We start from the raw sequence: 15,167 nt of genomic DNA, 5'->3' as shown, positions 1-15,167 counted from the left end.
CGCCGCGCCGGGAAGTCGGCGGGCCGTGCACATGTGACCAGGGTAGCCGGGGCGGGCGTCCCCGTTCCCGCGGGTTCTACCCTGGTCACGTGCCCACGACGCTCCGCCTGCTCCTCGCCGCCCTGCTCCTGCTGGCCGGGGTGGTCCTCGTCGTCCTCGCCGTGCTGGGGGCGACCGGCCGGCTGCCGCGCAACCGCTTCGTCGGCGTCCGCACCGCGGACAGCCTGCGGACCGCCGACGCGTTCGCGATCGCCAACCGGGTGGCCGCGCCGCCGGTCGGCGCCGCGGGGGCGATCGCCCTGGTCGGCGGGACGGTGCTGCTGGTCCTGGACCGGACCGGCGCCGCCCCGTGGGTGCTGGGTGCGATCGCGCTGGTCGGGACGGTCGTGCTCGCCGGTCTCGGGGGCGCGGTCGGGGCGCGGGCCGCGGCGGCGGCGATCGCCGCGCAGGCCGCGGCCCCGAGCTGCGGCGGGTCTGCGCCGGCTGCGACCTGGTCGCGGGCTGCCGCGACGCGACCGGCACCGAGCCGGGCTCGGAGCCCGGGGCCCGCACCGGGCTCACCCGCGAGGCCTGACCTGCGGGGCCGGTCCGCGGGCCCGACCTGCGGGGCCTGATCCGCGGGCCCCGGGCTACCAGCCGCGGGAGCCCGGCCCGCCCTTGAACGGGCCGACGACCTCGTCGGTGACCCAGCCGCCGTAGAACCCGCCGGGCTGCGGGCGGACCGTCTCCCCGTCCAGGGTGATGCGCTCGAACGGCGCCACGTAGACCGCGACCCGGTCGGTCAGCTCCGGGTAGCGCGCGTCCGGCCGCGGGTACCACCAGGCGACGTCGGTCAGCGGCGGCACGCCGGGGACGCGCACGTCGCAGTAGTGGGCGACGCCCTTCCACTCGCAGAACGTGCGGTGCTCACCGGGCACCAGCACGCCGTCGGTGAAGGCGGTGCGGGGCAGGTACCAGGTCGGCGGGTGGCTGGTCTCCAGCACCCGGACCAGGTCGTCCGAGCGGCGACGAGCGTCCCGCCGTGCCACAGCTCCGCGCGGCGGGGCACCCGCTCCGCCCGGGGCGGGCGCGGGTAGTCCCACACCGACTCCTGCCCGGGGCCGACGGGATCGGGCCGGGGACGACGGTCGAACGGCACGACCCCCACGGTAGGCCGGTCAGCGGCCCCCGGCACGGTCGCGGCGGACCCGCGCTGCGCGGCACCGGCCGCGGCGTCCTGACCGGGGGTGGGCCCACCACAGGTCACTCACCGCCCGCGGGGATTCAGTTCCAGGCGGGATCACGCGGGAACGTGGCGAGCAGCGCCAGCGGGACGCCCTGGCGGCGCAACACCCGTTCCCACAGCTGGTCGTAGACGGTGGTCAGCAGGTCGTCGGGCAGGCCGGGGACGACGTACCAGTCACCCCGGGCGATCTCGCCGCCCAGCTGGCCCGCGTCCCAGCCGGAGTACCCGGCGAAGATCCGCAGGCCGCGCAGCCGCTGCGCGAGCGGCGCCGGGTCGGAGTCGAGGTCGACCAGCTGCACCGGTGGCCGGACCGGCATCAGCCCGCCGAGCCCGCGACCGGTCTCCCCGGTCCGCAGGGCGGCCAGGCAGAGCGCGGTGCGCGCCTCGACCGGACCACCGACGAACATGGTCCCGGGATCACTGGTGAGCCCGGCCCAGCGCGGGAGCACGTCCCGTACGGCCGCCTGGCCCGGCCGGTTGAGCACGACCCCGAGGCTGCCCTGCGGACGGTGCTCGATCATGTAGACGACCGTCCGCGAGAAGTTCGGGTCGCCCAGACCGGGGGCGGCGACGAGCAGACTCCCCGGTGTGACCGGGGGAAGAGCGGCGCCTCGCGTGGCGCGGTGTTCCCGCACGGGTCCATGTTCGCACCTCCGGCGCGGACGCGATGCCGCCACCCGTTCGCCGCATCGTCGTACACCGGACATGATCGTCCATACGTTCGTACAATACGAACGTACATCAGTGTGGACGTCCGTACGGGACGCCCGTACGGATCAGAGGTTCTCGTCCGCCCAGGCCCGCAGGGCGACCTCGGCCTGCTCGGCGTCCATCGGCCCCTGCTCCATCCGCAGCGCCAGCATGTGCCGGTAGGCCTTCCCGACGGCCGGGCCCGGCGGGATGCCCAGCAGCTCCATGATCCGGTTGCCGTCGAGGTCGGGGCGGATCGCGTCGAGCTCCTCCTGCTTGCGCAGCTCGGCGATCCGGTCCTCCAGGCCGTCGTAGTTGCGCTGCAGGGCCGAGGCCCGGCGCCGGTTGCGGGTGGTGCAGTCCGAGCGCACCAGCCGGTGCAGGCGCTCCAGCAGCGGGCCGGCGTCGGCGACGTAGCGGCGCACGGCCGAGTCGGTCCACTCGCCCTTGCCGTAGCCGTGGAACCGCAGGTGCAGGTAGACGAGCTGGCACACGTCGTCGACCAGGGCCTTCGGGTACTTGAGCGCCCGCAGCCGCTTGCGGGTCATCTTCGCCCCGACCACCTCGTGGTGGTGGAACGAGACCCGCCCGTCCGGCTCCTTGCGCCGGGTCGCCGGCTTGCCGATGTCGTGCAGCAGCGCGGCCAGGCGCAGCGTGAGGTCCGGCCCGTCGGTCTCGCGCTCGATCGCCTGCTCCATCACGACGAGCGAGTGGGTGTAGACGTCCTTGTGCTGCATGTGCTCGTCGGTCTCCAGCTGCATCGCCGGGACCTCGGGGACGACGTGCCGGGCCAGGCCGGTGTCGCAGAGCAGCTCCAGGCCGCGCCGCGGGTGGTCGCCGATCATCAGCTTGGTGAACTCGGCCTGCACCCGCTCGGCGGTGATCCGGGTCAGCTCGTCGGCCATCGCCGTCATCGCGGCGGTGACCCGCGCGGCGGGGGTGAACCCGAGCTGGGAGACGAACCGGGCGGCGCGCAGCATCCGCAGCGGGTCGTCGGAGAAGGAGCGCTCCGGGGTGTCCGGGGTGTCCAGGACGCCCTGGGCGAGCGCGGCGAACCCGCCGTGCGGGTCGACGAAGCGGCGGTGCGACCCGGTCAGCTCGACCGCCATCGCGTTGACCGTGAAGTCGCGGCGCACCAGGTCGCCCTCGACGGTGTCGCCGAAGCGGACCTCGGGGTTGCGGGAGGTGCCGTCGTAGGTGTCGGCGCGGAAGGTCGTCACCTCGAGGGTCTGCCCGTCGCGGCGCAGCCCGACGGTCCCGAACGCGATCCCGGTGTCCCAGACGGCCTCGGCCCAGCCGCGCACGATCGCGAGGATCTGCTCGGGGCGGGCGTCGGTGGTGAAGTCGAGGTCCCCGGAGTCCCGGGTCGACGCGCCGGTGCCGCGCAGCACCGCGTCGCGGACGCTGCCGCCGACGAGATAGAGCAGGTGACCGCGGGCGGCGAAACGGGCGGCCAGCTCGTCGGCGACGGCCGGGACGTCGAGCAGTGCGACCACGGCGTTCTCCTGTGCTCGCTGCAGCTCGTCCGGGTCCGGGGCGGATCCGGCCGGAGGTCGGGTCGGCCGGGTCACCTGTCGGGCGGTGGAGGACGGGGACGACGAGGACACGACGGGCCAGTCTAGGCAACGCGCCCGGCCGGTGGGCACGGGTCCTCCGGTCACTCCGTACCGCTCGACCGCTGATCGACGGCAGGGCGACCGGGTGACGCCACGGCCGCGGGCGGCTCGTCGACCCCCCTCCGAGCCACCTCCTCGTTACCATCGCCACATGTCCACCTCCCGCGGCCGCTCCTCGGCAGGGCGCGGCGCGGAACCCGGCCGTGAGGGCCGGAGCGCACGCGCCGGCCGTGCCGGGCGCGCCGACCGGTCCCCGGACCGCCGTCGCCGGCTGCGCACGGTGGACGAGACGTCCGCCGGTGGGCTCGTCGTGCACCCCCAGACCGGCGCCGCCGCGCTGATCGGCCGGCTGGACCGCCGGGGCCGGCTGCTGTGGTCGCTGCCCAAGGGCCACATCGAGGCCGGTGAGACCGCGGAGCAGGCCGCGGTGCGCGAGGTGCAGGAGGAGACCGGCATCATCGGTGAGGTGCTGGCTCCCCTGGGCACCATCGACTTCTGGTTCGTCGCCGAGGACCGGCGCGTCCACAAGACGGTCCACCACTACCTGATGCGCGCGCTCGGCGGTGAGCTCTGCGACGAGGACGTCGAGGTCTCCGAGGTGGCCTGGGTGCCGCTCGACGAGCTCGAGGGCCGCCTCGCCTACGCCGACGAGCGCCGGCTGATCCGGCATGCGGCCAACCTGCTGGAGGAGACGGCGTGAGCCGGGTCGCGGCCCTGGTCGCGATCGTGTTCACCGCGGTGGTGACGCTGTTCCTGCCCGCGGCGTTCCCGGCGGGCGCCCCGCAGGCCGCGGCCCGGGACCGCCCGGCGCAGCAACCGGCCCAGCAGCCCGTCGCCCCGGTCCGGCTCGACGTCGGCACGATGACCCCGCGGGTGGTGACGTCGGCGGGGCCGGGCGAGCTGGTCGTCACCGGGACCGTCACCAACACCGGCCCGGGGATCGTCGACGACCTGGCCGTCCGGGTGCAGCGCGGGCCGGTGCTCGCCGGCGAGGCGGCGCTGCGGGCCGCGCTGGCCGGGGAGGCCACGGTCGACGACGCGACGCCGCCGTTCGCCGACCTCGGCCCGCTCGCGCCGGGCGCGTCGGTCCCGTTCCGCTACGCCGTCCCGCTCACCGGGCCCCCGCAGTCGACGCTGGCGCTCCCCGGCCCGGGCACCTACCCGCTGCTGGTGAACCTCAACGGGACCGTCGACGGCACGCCGTCGCGGCTGGCCGGGGTCCGCACGATGCTGCCGGTGTCGTCGCTGCCGGGGGCCGCGCCGCCGTCGTCGCCGGTCACCGCCGCGCCGGTGACGATGCTGTACCCGATCACCGACGCCCCGCGCCGCGTCCCGCCGCTGCCCGGCGAGCCGCCACTGCTGACCGACGACGACCTCGCGACCTCCTTCGCCGACGGCGGCCGGCTGCGCGGCCTTGTCGAGGCGCTGGGCTCGGCCGCGCCCGCCGGATCCCCGACCCGGGCCGCGCTCTGTCTGGCGATCGACCCCGAGCTCGTCGCCACCGCGGCCGCCATGCGCGACGGCTACGGCGTCGTCACCGGCCCCGGCGAGTCCGTTCCCGGCCGCGGCGCGGAGGCGGCGGGCCAGTGGCTCGCGGCGCTGACCGCGGCCGCGCGCGGGACCTGCGTGATCGCGCTGCCGCCGTCGGACGCCGACCTCGTCGCCCTGGTCCGCGGCGGGCAGGCCGACCTCGCCAGGACCGCGCTGGACCGCGGCCGCCGGACCCTGGCCACCGAGCTGGGGACCACGGTCCTCGACGGCGTCGTGTGGCCCGCCGACGGCGTCGTCGACGAGGCGACGCTGGACGCCCTCGGCGGCGGGACCCGGCTGCTGCTCTCCGCCGACGGGGTGACCGGCACGACGGCCTCCGGCCGGGTGCGCGTGGGCCGCTCCGACGGCACCGGCCGCGACGGCGACGACTCCGCGCTGCTCACCGACCCGCTGCTCACCGAGGCCGCGACCGGACCCGCGGGCGTCGAGGTCCAGGAGGGGGACGTGGGCGGGCTCGCCGGCCAGGACCTCGCCGGGGCGCTCGCGTTCCGGGCCGGGGACGCCGGCGGCCCGCTGGTCGTCGCACCGCCGCACCGCTGGGCCGCGGACGGGCCGGCCGCCGCCGGGGTGCTGACCGCCCTGACCTCGCTGATCGACGACGGCCGGATCGCCCCGACCGGCCTGTCCACCCTCGTCGGCGGCGACGTGCAGGCGGGCGGGACGCAGCTGTTCTACCCACCGCAGGCCGGCGGCGCGGAGATCCCGGGGACGATCGTGTCCGGGGTGGCCGACCAGGTCCGGACGATCGAGGCGCTGCGGGCCTCGGCCGAGGCCCGCACCGGGGTCGGGGCCAGCCCCGCCGACGTGTTCGACCCGCTGGTGACCGGCACGCTGCGGGCGGTGTCGTCGTGGTGGCGGGGCGACCCGGCCCGCGCCGAGCGGGAGGAGACCGTCGTCGCCGACCGGATCGCCGAGATCCGCGCGTCGGTGCGTGTGGTGGAGCCGCCCAGCCCGTACTCGCTCGGAACCAGCGACGCACCGCTGCTGATCACCGTCGCCAACGGGCTGCCGGTGACGATGAACGTGCGGGTGGTGCTGTCGAGTACCACCGGGCTGCGGGTCGCCCCGATCGAGGTGCAGGCGGTCCCGCCGCGCGGCCGCGTCCAGGTGCGGGTCAGCGCCCAGGTCACCCGCTCCGGGGTGTTCAGCGTCGACGCGGGCCTGCTCACCCCCGACGGCGTCGCGCTCGGCCCGGACACCCGGCTACGGGTGCGGTCGACGGTCTACGGGACGGTCACGGTCTGGCTGACCGCGATCGCCGGCGGTGTCCTCGTGGTCCTGGTGGTCCGGCGGGTGCTGCGCCGGCTGCGTCCGGCCGCCGCAGCCGGGCCGTCCGGTGGCCCCGGGTCAGGGCCCGGCACGCCCCCGGACGTCCCCGTCCCACCGGGACCGGCGCCGTCCGGACGCGTCCACGGCTCCTGAGCCGGCAGAGACAAAGAACACGGCTGTCGTTCGCCGTCCGGTATTGACCGCTCGTCGCATCACAGGTGCTTTCCGGCGAATCCGGAGGGCGGGGAGGCAAACCGATGGTGCCCCTTCTCCGAAGACAGGGGAGACGGATCCGGGGCGTGTTCTCGGCTCGTCCACATCCGACCGAGTGCCGTAGGCTGACGCCGGACACGACACCGAGCGCCAGGGGAGGGCGAGGCCGTTGAGCGGGCAGATCGGCGAGCGCACTGCCCGGACCGGCCCCCACCCCGTCGAGGACGACGCGACCCCCCGTCCGCACCCGTCGCTCGACCCCACCGACGCCACGGCGACCGCCGACGCACCCGGGACCGCCGGAGTACCCGCCGACGAGCAGCCGACGGCCGCCGTGCCCGCGGTGCCGGCCCAGGCCCGGCCCACCGAGCGCATCCCGACCGTCCGCGAGACCGCGGGCACCACTGCGGGTTCGCCGCTCACCGAGCGCTACGTGCTCCGTCAGCGGATCGGGTCCGACCCGGCCGCCGGGGCGGAGTTCTGGCGCGCCGAGGACACCGTGCTGCGCCGCCCGGTCGGCGTCACGCTGCTGCGCAGGCTCCCCGCCGACGACCGTTCCGACGACCCGGAGGGCACCGCCCGCGCCGGTGAGATGATCGTGCGTGCCCTGCGCTCGGGCTGCTTCGAGCACTCCGGCAGCGCCCGGCTGCTCGACGTACTGGCCCCGGGCACGCACGGCCTGCCGGCCGACGTGCTGGGCGCCGCCGTCGCCGAGTGGGTGCCGGGGCGTTCGCTGGCCGAGACCGTCGCCGAGGGCCCAATCCGCGCGCAGCGGGCCGCCAAGGCCGTCGAGACCCTGTCGGCCGCCGCCACCGAGGCCCACCAGCAGGGCCTGGTGCTCGGCTGCGACCACCCGCAGCGCGTCCGGATCACCCCGGACGGGCGCGCCATGCTCGCCTTCCTGCTCCCGCGCCCGTCGGTGTCCGCCGCCGACGACGTCCGCGGGCTCGGCGGGATCCTCTACTGCCTGCTCACCCGGCGCTGGCCGCTGTCGGTGTCCGACGCCGCCCGCGCCGGGCTCGTCGCCGCCGACCGCACGCCCGCGGGCCGGCTGCGGCCCGCGTCGCAGCTGCGGCCCGGTGTGCCGCTGGAGCTGGACACGCTGTGCAGCGGTGCGCTCGGCCAGGGCGACGGCGTCAGTCGGGTGCACACCGCCGCGGCGATGCACCGGATGCTGGCCGACGTCGTCGCCGAGGACGCCGACCAGGCCTTCTTCCCGCCGGTGCACGACGGCGCGCCCGCCGAGCCCGACGACGTGTGGCAGGACTCCGACCGGCTGCCCGACACCCGCAACGACCCCCGGCGCCGCCGCAACCTGCGGATCGGTCTCGGGGTGCTCGCCGTCGGCGTGCTGATCGTGCTCGGGTACGTCGCCGTGCAGCTGGGCATGCTGTTCGGTGGTGGCGGCGCCCCGCCGGTGGTCGTCCCGCCCGCGGCGAGCGCCCCGGTGCAGCAGCAGGTTCCCCCCGCCGGGGCCCCGGCCGCGTCGTCCGGGACGGGTACCGCGGTGCCGGACGTGTCGGCGACGGTGTTCGACCCGGTCGGCGACGCGGACAACGCCGGCACCGTCGGCAACGTCGTCGACGGCGACCCCTCCACCGTGTGGACGACGAGCCGCTACTTCCAGCCGTTCCCGGCGCTCAAGCCCGGGATCGGCGTGCTGGCCTCGTTCGACGCCGCCGAGCCGCTCACCGGGCTCACCGTCGACTCGCCGACCGCGGGCGCGGTCGTGCAGGTCCGCTCGGCCCCGTCGGCCGAGCCGACGCTGGCGGAGACGACGCTGCTCGACACCGTCACCCTGTCGTCGGGACGGACGACGGTCGGCCTCGACCCGGGCCGCCCCACCCAGCACGTGCTCCTGTGGATCACGAACCTCGGGCCGAACAACCAGACCCAGATCGACGACATCGGGTTCCGCCGCACCGCACCCTGAGCCGCCCCGTTCGCGATCGCGACGGACCGGCCCGGCAACGCCCGTGAGCACCCCCCGGCGCTGCCTACCGTGCGCGGGTGACGACCGTCGACCGGATCCCGGACCGGGCCCCGCCCGACCTGGACGAGATGTTCCGGAGGTACGCCGACCGGCTCTGGTCGGTGGCCCTGCGGATGCTCGGCGACCGGACCGAGGCCGAGGACGCGGTGCAGGAGGCGTTCCTGTCCGCGCTCCGCTCGCCCGGGTTCCGCGGTGACGCCGCGACGGGGACGTGGCTGCACCGGATCCTCGTGAACGACTGCGTCGACCGGCTCCGCGCGGCCGGGCGGCGACGGGACCGGTTGCGGGCCCTGGAGACGGTCGTCGCGGCCCGGGACCACGCGGGCGGGCTCGTGGTGCGGCTCGCCGTCTCCGACGCGCTGGCCCTGCTGCCGGTGGACCAGCGGGCCGCGCTGGTGCTCGTGGACGGGCTCGGCTACGGCGTCGCGGAGGCGGCGGAGATGCTGGCGGTGGCGCCGGGGACGGTGAAGAGCCGCCGGGCCCGTGCGCGGGCCCGGCTGGCCCCCGTGCTGCGGGAGGACGAGGGATGAGCAGTTCTCACCGATCCGACGACAACTCCTCGGAGATCACTCGTCGGTACGACGACAACCAATGTTCACCTGCTTCGTGTCATCCCGACGAGGAACCGTTCGTCGAGGTCGGGGCGCGGATGGCCCGGGAACTCGGTCCGGTGGCGATGCCGGACGACGTGGCGGCGCGGATGCGGGCGCGGCTCGCCGCGGAGATGGCGCGAGCGGCTCCCGGACCGGAGCGGGGCGAGGCTCCGGCGGCCGGCGGCCCGCCGCCGGGCCGCCGCACCCCGTGGCGCGCGCTCGCCGTCGCCGCGGCGGCACTCGTCGTCGCCGGGGTCGGGCTCGCCGCCCTCGGGCCCACCGCGCGGGTCGTCGTCCCGGTCGCCGGGACCGCCCCGGAGGAGCTCCGGTCCGCCGCCGCCGGCGCGGCGGTCCCCGTCGGCGCGCTCGACGACCCCGCCCGGGTCCGCGCCTGCCTCACCGCCGCCGGCGACCCGCGACCGGACGCTCCGTTCCTGACGGCCCGCCCGCACTCCGTCGACGGCCACCCGGCGGTCCTGCTCGTCCTCGGCGGACCGGAGCGGGGCCGCTACCGCCTCGTCGCCGTACCGCCGGACTGCGGGCCGGGCACCGCGCGGGTGCTCGCCGAGACCACCACCGGCTGACCCGGCCGGGCACCGGCGACGCCCGGATCACGCGGCCCACGTCCGACGGCACCGACGAGCGGGAATGCCCCTGTCTAGGATCGCGTTCGAGCCATACGGCAGCCACGACGCAGGAGCCGGCCACCCGGGCCGGCACCAGCAGGCCCGTCATCGCGCCCGTCGCCCGGGCGCGCCAGGAGGGATCGGTACCGGTGACCACCGACGACACGGTGCACAACCTGATCATCATCGGGTCCGGGCCGGCTGGCTACACCGCTGCGGTGTACGCCGCGCGGGCCCAGCTCGCCCCGCTCGTGTTCGAGGGCAGCCAGTTCGGCGGCGCCCTGATGACCACGACCGAGGTGGAGAACTACCCGGGCTTCACCGAGGGGATCATGGGCCCCGAGCTCATGCAGCAGATGCGGGGCCAGGCGGAGCGCTTCGGCGCCGACCTGCGCCCGCAGGACGTCGACGAGGTGAAGCTCGACGGCGACGTCAAGGAGGTGCGGGTCGGCAAGGAGACCTTCCGGGCCCGCGCCGTGATCCTCGCGATGGGTGCCGCCCCGCGCTACCTGCACGTCCCCGGCGAGCAGGAGCTCCTCGGCCGCGGCGTCAGCTCGTGCGCCACCTGCGACGGCTTCTTCTTCCGGGACCAGAACATCGCCGTCATCGGCGGCGGCGACTCGGCGATGGAGGAGGCCACGTTCCTCACCCGCTTCGCCGAGACCGTCACGGTCATCCACCGTCGCGACGAGTTCCGCGCCTCGAAGATCATGTACGAGCGGGCGCAGAACGACCCGAAGATGCGCTGGCGCACCAACTCCGAGGTCACCGAGGTGACCGGCGAGGGCTCGGTGAAGCAGCTGCAGCTGCGCGACACCGTGACCGGTGAGACCAGCACGCTCGACGTCACCGGCATGTTCGTCGCGATCGGCCACGACCCGCGCAGCGCGCTGGTGGCGGGCCAGGTCGACGTCGACGACGAGGGCTACGTGCAGGTGGACGGACGTACCACCTACACGAACGTCCCGGGCGTCTTCGCCTGTGGCGACCTCGTCGACCACACCTACCGCCAGGCGATCACCGCCGCGGGCTCCGGCTGCTCGGCCGCGATCGACGCCGAGCGCTGGCTGGCCGGCCACGAGGTCGGCTCCGAGATGGCCGGTGGCGGCTACGGCTCGGAGGAGACCGCCCCGGCGGCCGCCGTCGCCGACGCCGCGCACTGACCGCCCACCGGCACCCGACAGACCCGCATCCGCGACCGAAGGAGAACCCCATGGGCAACAACACCGTCGACGTCACCAGCAGCTCGTTCGACCAAGACGTCCTGAAGAGCGACAAGCCCGTCCTGGTCGACTTCTGGGCCACCTGGTGCGGCCCGTGCAAGATGGTCGCCCCGGTGCTCGACGAGATCGCCGGCGAGAACTCCGAGAAGCTGACCGTCGCCAAGCTCGACATCGACGCAAACCCGGAGGTCGCCCGCGACTACCAGGTCATGTCGGTCCCGACGATGATCCTGTTCTCCGGCGGCAAGCCGGTGAAGCAGATCGTGGGCGCGAAGCCGAAGGCGGCACTGCTCGCCGATCTCGCCGACCACATCTGATCACTGTCCGTGCGCTGCATAGTGCACGGAGATAACGCTGCGTGTCCCGGTTGATCACAACCGGGACACGCGCGTATCCGCCCCGCTGCACTCCTCCGGGGGCGGGGCAGGGCACAATGAGTCCGGCACGCGTCCGGTCACCGGGCGAAACCGACCGATCACGGGCGTCGCACGGCGCCTCACGACTGCGAGCGAGGGGTGCATGCAGCTGCTCCGGCGCGGGGACTGCGGTCCGGCCGTACGCGAGATCCGGACGACGCTGGGACAGCTCGGTCTGCTCCCGGCGGTTCCGCCGGGCTCGCGCGCCCAGGACATGTTCGACGACGGCGTGGACCGCGCCGTCCGCATGTTCCAGCAGGGCCGTGGCCTGATCACCGACGGCATCGTCGGCCCGGACACCGCCCGCGCGCTGCGGGAGGCGGGCTGGAGCCTGGGCGACCGGATGCTGTCGTTCACGCTCTCCACCCCCACCACCGGCGACGACGTCGCCCACCTGCAGGAACGCCTGCTCGAGCTCGGGTACAACCCGGGCCGGCCGAGCGGGTTGTTCGACCAGCAGACCGAGCAGGCCCTGATCCGCTTCCAGCGTGACTACGGCATGACCCCCGACGGTGTCTGCGGCCCGGAGACGCTGCGCGCGCTGCGCCAGCTCGGCCGGAAGGTCACCGGCGGGCGTCCGCACCTCATGCGCGAGCAGGAGCTGCTGCGCCGGGCGGGCCCGCGGATGCGCGGCAAGCGCATCGTCATCGACCCGGGACACGGCGGTCACGACCGCGGTGTCGACGTCGGCGGCGTCACCGAGGCCGACCTGATGTGGGACCTCGCCCGCCGGGTCGTCGGCCGCATGTCGGCCACCGGCATGGAGGCTCTGCTCTCCCGGCCGGAGAACGGCAACCCGCCGGACACCGAGCGCGCGCAGTTCGCCAACGACGTCGGCGCCGACATGGTCGTGTCGCTGCACACCGACGCGAGCTTCAGCCCGCACGCGCAGGGTCTGGCGACCTACTACTTCGGCAACGGGTCGGGCACCACGTCGAACGTCGGCGAGGCGCTCGCCGGGCTGATCCAGCGCGAGCTGCTCACCCGGACCTCGATGCTCGACTGCCGCAGCCAGACGTGCACCTGGGAGCTCGTGCGACGGACCCGGATGCCGGCCGTCCGCGTCGAGGTCGGGTACCTGACCCACCTCGGGGACCGTCGCAAGCTGCTCGACCCGGGCTTCCGCGACGTCGTCGCCGAGGGCATCCTCGTCGCCGTCAAGCGGCTGTACCTGCTCGGGCAGGACGACCAGCCCACCGGCACGTTCACCTTCAACGACGTGCTGGCCCGCGAGTACGCGAGGGACGAGATCCGGGCCGTCTGAGGCCCGTCACGACCCGCAGCACCCCGCCCGGCCCCCTCACCCGGGGCCGGGCCACCGAGGCCGTCCACGGCCCGCTCAGAGCGCCCTCAGATCGTCCCTGCGGGCGGCACGAACGACAGCTGGCAGGACCCCGCGCGGGCCGGTGTCGCCGTCGGGCGCGGCGCCGCGGTCTGCATCGGGATGGTCACCGTGTTGAACAGCTGTTCGAGCGCGGCTTCCACGTCGGACTTCCACTCCAGCCCCGAGCGCAGCTCCATCCGCAGCCGCGGCCAGCGGTGGTGCGGGCGGACGGTCTTGAAACCGACCGAGCGGAGGAAGTCCGCCGGGACGACGCAGTCGGACTCGGTGCCGGGACGCGCGTCGCCGAACGCCTCCACGGCCTTCACCCCGCGCCGGGTCAGGTCCTTCACGACGGCCTGGGCGAGCGCCCGGCCCAGTCCCTCGCCGGCGAACTCCGGGGCCACCTGCATCGTGGTCAGCAGGACGGCGTCGGCGCTGACCGGTCCGGTCGGCATCTCGGTGGCACGGGGGACCGACGCCGGCGGCGCGAACAGCACGTACCCCGCGGGGGCACCGCCGACGTAGACGACCCGGCCGCAGGAGCCCCACTCGAGGAGCACCTCCGACAGCCAGGCCTCCTTCTCCAGGTCGGTCGTGCCGTACCCCTCGGCCTGGTCGGCGAGCTGGGGTGAGAGCTCCCAGTAGACGCAGTTGCGACACCGCTTCGGCAGATCGCCGAGGTTGTCGAGGTTGAGCGCGGCAACGTGCCAGGACACGGAATCCGACCTCCGGATGTCGTCGTCGCGCGATGCACGCGCTGCTGCGCGGCCGGCCCGTCCGGGGCGTGGTCCCGACCCCGGCGCCGGAGCAACCGTCCCCCCTGGCCGCCCCCGGGTCCGGTGACCCCGCGCAGCCCGAGACTAGGTGGATTCTCGCGATCCCGTCACCCCGAGAAGGCCCACCGGTACGAACGTCACGACGAAGGGCGGGCCGATCACCCGTCGCGGTTACACTCGGCGAGCCTTTTCCCCTCGCAGAGGAGCATGCGATGACCCTGCCCGACCGCCCGCAGCAGCCCGACGTCCGCCGTTCCGCGGCCGCGGCGGCCGCGCAGGCAGCGGCGGCAGGGGAGGGGGCCGTGGTCCCGCTCGCCCCCACCGAGCGCTTCGCGACCCGCACCGCCGGGATGACGGCGTCGGAGATCCGGGCGCTGTTCGCCGTCGCGAGCCGTCCCGAGGTCGTCTCGCTGGCCGGTGGCATGCCGAACCTGGCGGCGCTGCCGCTGCAGTCCCTCGCCCGCGAGGTGGCCGAGCTCGTCGACGTGGACGGCATGTCCGCGCTGCAGTACGGCTCCGCGCAGGGTGTACCACAGCTGCGGGAGCAGATCTGCGAGGTCATGCGGGAGGAGGGCATCGAGGCCGACCCGAACGACGTCGTCGTCACCGTCGGCTCGCAGATGGCCCTCGACCTGCTGACCCGGATCTTCGTCGACCCGGGCGACGTCGTCCTGGCCGAGGGACCGTCCTACGTCGGCGCGCTGGGCAGCTTCGCCGCCTACCAGGCGCGGGTCGTGCACGTCGCGATGGACGAGCACGGGCTGGTCCCGGAGCTGCTGCACGAGGCGCTGGAGTCGCTGGCGCGGCAGGGGATCGTCCCGAAGTTCCTGTACACGATCCCGAACTTCCACAACCCGGCCGGCGTGACGCTGGCGCACGAGCGGCGCCCGCGGATCCTGGAGCTGTGCCGGCGCTACGGCGTGATGGTCGTCGAGGACAACCCCTACGGGATGCTCGGTTTCGACGGCGAGGTGCACCCGGCGCTGCGTTCGTACGACCCGGACGTGCTGTACCTGGGGTCGTTCTCGAAGACGTTCGCGTCCGGGCTGCGGGTGGGCTGGGCGCTGGTACCGCCGCTGGTGCGGGACCGGTTGGTGCTGGCCGCGGAGTCGGCGACGCTGTGCCCGCCGTCGTTCACGCAGATGCTGGTGTCGCGCTACCTGTCGCACCACGACTGGCGCAGCCAGATCAAGACGTTCAGCGAGAACTACCGCGAGCGCCGCGACGCGATGCTCGCCGCGCTGGAGACGTACCTGCCCGAGGGCTGCACCTGGAACGTCCCCGACGGCGGGTTCTTCGTGTGGCTGACCGTGCCGGAGGGCGTCGACACGAAGGCGATGCTGCCCCGTGCGGTCACCGCGCGGGTCGCGTACGCGTCCGGCACCGGCTTCTACGCCGACGGGTTCGGCAGCCGGCAGCTGCGGCTGTCGTTCTGCTTCCCGACGCCCGAGCGCATCACCGAGGGCGTGCGGCGGCTGGCGGCGGTGCTGGAGGCCGAGATGGAGGTCGTGCGGACGTTCGGGACACCGGTCCGCCCCGAGCTGACCCGGGGCACCCAGAGCCCGTCGCCGGACACGACCTGACGCCGTCCGACGACGGCGATGTTTCACGTGGAACGCCCCGGACCGGCTCCCGGTCCGGGGCGTTCCCGT

14 protein-coding genes are annotated in these 15,167 nt (G+C 75.0%); 10 read left to right on the top strand and 4 right to left on the bottom strand.

Annotation, left to right across the window (positions count from 1 at the left end; all coding sequences use genetic code 11):
• Nucleotides 1–89: 89 nt before the first annotated feature.
• Nucleotides 90–614, top strand: a complete 525-nt coding sequence (locus AC0GKK_RS15740) for an SdpI family protein (protein WP_489881959.1) — start codon at nucleotides 90–92, stop codon at nucleotides 612–614.
• A 15-nt stretch (nucleotides 615–629) separates the two neighbouring features.
• On the opposite strand, the gene AC0GKK_RS15735 is transcribed toward AC0GKK_RS15740, so the two are convergent.
• From AC0GKK_RS15735 to AC0GKK_RS15725, 3 genes are all read right to left on the bottom strand, one after another.
• The gene (locus AC0GKK_RS15735) at nucleotides 630–1,028 is read right to left on the bottom strand and encodes a DUF427 domain-containing protein (protein ID WP_489881958.1); all 399 of its coding nucleotides are present in this window, start codon (nucleotides 1,026–1,028) and stop codon (nucleotides 630–632) included.
• Nucleotides 1,029–1,263: 235 nt separating this feature from the next.
• Nucleotides 1,264–1,860, bottom strand: coding sequence for a YqgE/AlgH family protein (locus AC0GKK_RS15730; protein WP_073573695.1), 597 nt, complete (start codon nucleotides 1,858–1,860; stop codon nucleotides 1,264–1,266).
• A 141-nt stretch (nucleotides 1,861–2,001) separates the two neighbouring features.
• Nucleotides 2,002–3,486: a CCA tRNA nucleotidyltransferase gene (locus tag AC0GKK_RS15725; protein ID WP_346101886.1), complete on the bottom strand. Its 1,485-nt coding sequence runs from the start codon at nucleotides 3,484–3,486 to the stop codon at nucleotides 2,002–2,004.
• A 196-nt stretch (nucleotides 3,487–3,682) separates the two neighbouring features.
• Here AC0GKK_RS15725 and AC0GKK_RS15720 point away from each other — a divergent pair, with 196 nt between their 5' ends.
• The 8 genes from AC0GKK_RS15720 (at nucleotide 3,683) to AC0GKK_RS15685 (ending at nucleotide 12,679) form a co-directional block, all read left to right on the top strand.
• Nucleotides 3,683–4,231, top strand: a complete 549-nt coding sequence (locus tag AC0GKK_RS15720) for an NUDIX hydrolase (protein WP_346101884.1) — start codon at nucleotides 3,683–3,685, stop codon at nucleotides 4,229–4,231.
• The gene (locus AC0GKK_RS15715) at nucleotides 4,228–6,504 is read left to right on the top strand and encodes a DUF6049 family protein (protein WP_489881957.1); all 2,277 of its coding nucleotides are present in this window, start codon (nucleotides 4,228–4,230) and stop codon (nucleotides 6,502–6,504) included. Before AC0GKK_RS15720 ends, AC0GKK_RS15715 begins: the two co-directional genes overlap by 4 nt.
• A 229-nt stretch (nucleotides 6,505–6,733) precedes the next feature.
• Entirely contained in the window at nucleotides 6,734–8,497 is a 1,764-nt protein-coding gene (locus AC0GKK_RS15710) for a protein kinase family protein (protein ID WP_405420741.1), read from the top strand.
• 77 nt (nucleotides 8,498–8,574) lie between these two features.
• Nucleotides 8,575–9,087, top strand: coding sequence for a sigma-70 family RNA polymerase sigma factor (locus AC0GKK_RS15705; protein ID WP_073573699.1), 513 nt, complete (start codon nucleotides 8,575–8,577; stop codon nucleotides 9,085–9,087).
• Nucleotides 9,084–9,734 carry an RsmA family anti-sigma factor gene (locus AC0GKK_RS15700; RefSeq protein WP_476653212.1) on the top strand — a complete coding sequence of 217 codons (651 nt, stop codon included), beginning with the start codon at nucleotides 9,084–9,086 and terminating at the stop codon, nucleotides 9,732–9,734. The genes AC0GKK_RS15705 and AC0GKK_RS15700 overlap by 4 nt, the downstream gene beginning before the upstream one ends.
• Nucleotides 9,735–9,925: 191 nt before the next feature.
• Nucleotides 9,926–10,939: a thioredoxin-disulfide reductase gene (trxB, locus tag AC0GKK_RS15695; RefSeq protein ID WP_062399016.1), complete on the top strand. Its 1,014-nt coding sequence runs from the start codon at nucleotides 9,926–9,928 to the stop codon at nucleotides 10,937–10,939.
• 50 nt (nucleotides 10,940–10,989) lie between these two features.
• Entirely contained in the window at nucleotides 10,990–11,316 is a 327-nt protein-coding gene (trxA, locus tag AC0GKK_RS15690) for a thioredoxin (RefSeq protein WP_020622767.1), read from the top strand.
• Nucleotides 11,317–11,518: 202 nt separating this feature from the next.
• Nucleotides 11,519–12,679 carry an N-acetylmuramoyl-L-alanine amidase gene (locus tag AC0GKK_RS15685; protein ID WP_073573702.1) on the top strand — a complete coding sequence of 387 codons (1,161 nt, stop codon included), beginning with the start codon at nucleotides 11,519–11,521 and terminating at the stop codon, nucleotides 12,677–12,679.
• 86 nt (nucleotides 12,680–12,765) lie between these two features.
• Here AC0GKK_RS15685 and AC0GKK_RS15680 read toward each other — a convergent pair whose 3' ends face one another.
• Nucleotides 12,766–13,455, bottom strand: coding sequence for a GNAT family N-acetyltransferase (locus AC0GKK_RS15680; protein ID WP_224401046.1), 690 nt, complete (start codon nucleotides 13,453–13,455; stop codon nucleotides 12,766–12,768).
• Between the two features lie 272 nt (nucleotides 13,456–13,727).
• Between AC0GKK_RS15680 and AC0GKK_RS15675 the strand changes: the two genes are divergently transcribed.
• A complete protein-coding gene (locus tag AC0GKK_RS15675) occupies nucleotides 13,728–15,098 on the top strand; it encodes an aminotransferase-like domain-containing protein (protein ID WP_224401045.1) in 1,371 nt (456 codons plus the stop codon).
• Nucleotides 15,099–15,167: the final 69 nt, after the last annotated feature.

The sequence above is a fragment of the Pseudonocardia sp. P-1 genome (genome assembly GCF_058111925.1).
This window is presented reverse-complemented; position numbering and strand designations above follow the sequence as displayed.

Bases quoted from the DNA above. Each gene is read 5' to 3' on its own strand.
- AC0GKK_RS15700 (WP_476653212.1), top strand. From the start codon at position 9,084: ATGAGCAGTTCTCACCGATCCGACGACAACTCCTCGGAGATCACTCGT.
- AC0GKK_RS15675 (WP_224401045.1), top strand. From the start codon at position 13,728: ATGACCCTGCCCGACCGCCCGCAGCAGCCCGACGTCCGCCGTTCCGCG.
- AC0GKK_RS15720 (WP_346101884.1), top strand. From the start codon at position 3,683: ATGTCCACCTCCCGCGGCCGCTCCTCGGCAGGGCGCGGCGCGGAACCC.
- trxA (WP_020622767.1), top strand. From the start codon at position 10,990: ATGGGCAACAACACCGTCGACGTCACCAGCAGCTCGTTCGACCAAGAC.
- AC0GKK_RS15685 (WP_073573702.1), top strand. From the start codon at position 11,519: ATGCAGCTGCTCCGGCGCGGGGACTGCGGTCCGGCCGTACGCGAGATC.